This is a genomic window from Streptomyces colonosanans (assembly GCF_001866645.1).
Lineage (GTDB): Bacteria > Actinomycetota > Actinomycetes > Streptomycetales > Streptomycetaceae > Streptomyces > Streptomyces colonosanans.
The window spans coordinates 1-568 of record NZ_MLYP01000155.1; the positions used below are offsets into that span (position 1 = coordinate 1).

The window sequence follows — 568 nt, forward strand, 5'->3', positions numbered from 1 at the left end:
GCTGCGAAGTCGTCGTGCCCCAGCGCCAGCAGCATCGCGTCCGCAGGCGTCGGCTCGAACGGCTGCCGCAGCAGCGGCATGCCCGCCTCCTCCGGCGTACGGTCCGCCTTGCGGTGGTTGTCCTCCGCGCACGAGGCCACCGTGTTCAGCCAGGTGTCGCCACCTCCCTGCGACCGCGGCACCACGTGGTCCACGGTCGTCGCCCGCCGCCCGCAGTAGGCGCACCTGTGCCGGTCCCGTACCAGGACACCCCGCCTCGACCACGGTGCCCTTCTTCGGAAGGGCACCCGTACATACCTGCAGAGCCTGATCACCCGGGGCGCCGGTATGTCCACATCGACGCCTCGCATACGAAGCTCGGGGTGGGACTGCTCGACGACGGCCTTGTCCTGCAGCACCAGAACGACGGCTCGGTTCAACGTCACCGTCGACAGCGGCTCGAAGCTCGCGTTCAGCACCAGCGTGTCACGCATCCAGCCCATCTCCCGTGTGCACCTGCCCACCCCCCGGCGGGCGTGGATCAACTCTGGACGGGCACGCCGAGATGGACAACGCAATAAAAATGCCC

1 protein-coding gene is annotated in these 568 nt (G+C 68.7%); it reads right to left on the reverse strand.

What is annotated here, in order from left to right; all coding sequences use genetic code 11:
* On the reverse strand, nucleotides 1-473 hold a 473-nt coding region (locus BIV24_RS30950; RefSeq protein WP_071369775.1), incomplete at its 3' end, for an HNH endonuclease.
* Nucleotides 474-568 lie beyond the last annotated feature (95 nt).